Annotated in this window: 1 protein-coding gene and 1 pseudogene; both read right to left on the bottom strand. The window is 47.0% G+C overall.

Features of this window, described 5'->3' with window-relative positions:
• A partial coding sequence (gene galT / locus R7Q09_RS28005) for a galactose-1-phosphate uridylyltransferase (protein ID WP_318144188.1) occupies window positions 1-352 on the bottom strand: 352 nt, incomplete at its 3' end.
• Between the two features lie 76 nt (window positions 353-428).
• Window positions 429-536: pseudogene (locus tag R7Q09_RS28000) on the bottom strand (UDP-glucose 4-epimerase); the annotation flags it as partial.

The raw sequence follows: 536 nt of genomic DNA, 5'->3' as shown, positions 1-536 counted from the left end.
TGTGATCCGGTGAGAAGCAGATTACTCGGCTCAAACCACGTACCCCCTGAGTTTTGAATAATGGGTTGTCCGACTCAGGTGCATCTGGTGAATCCACCATCAGAGCCGCAAAATCGTTATTGAACACATAGGTTCCTTGGTAATCAGGGTTCACGTCACCTGAAATACGTTCGTTGGTCGGACAAAGGAAACACTTGCCGTCGTAAGTCGGCAGTTCGTCCATCGCAGGCTTTTCATCAGCACCACTCCATGGACGTTTTGCCCGGTGTGGTGATACCAAAACCCATTGACCAGTCAACGGGTTGTAACGACGGTGTGGATGATCCACTGGATTAAATTCAACATTCGACATCTTATTTACTCAACTTTCAAAATACGTTCTTTTCACTGCACATCTCGATGAGACTGGATCTGCAGATCGGCTTAAATTACTCAGCGGAATAACCTTGAGGATTATTTGATTGCCATAACCAGGTATCCGCCGTCATTTCCGTAACACTACGTGTTGCTTTCCAGCCAAGGTCTCGCTCTGCCTT

This window comes from Vibrio sp. 2130-1, assembly GCF_033339515.1.
Note: the sequence above shows the minus strand (reverse complement) of the source record. Positions and strands in the feature narration are given on the sequence as shown.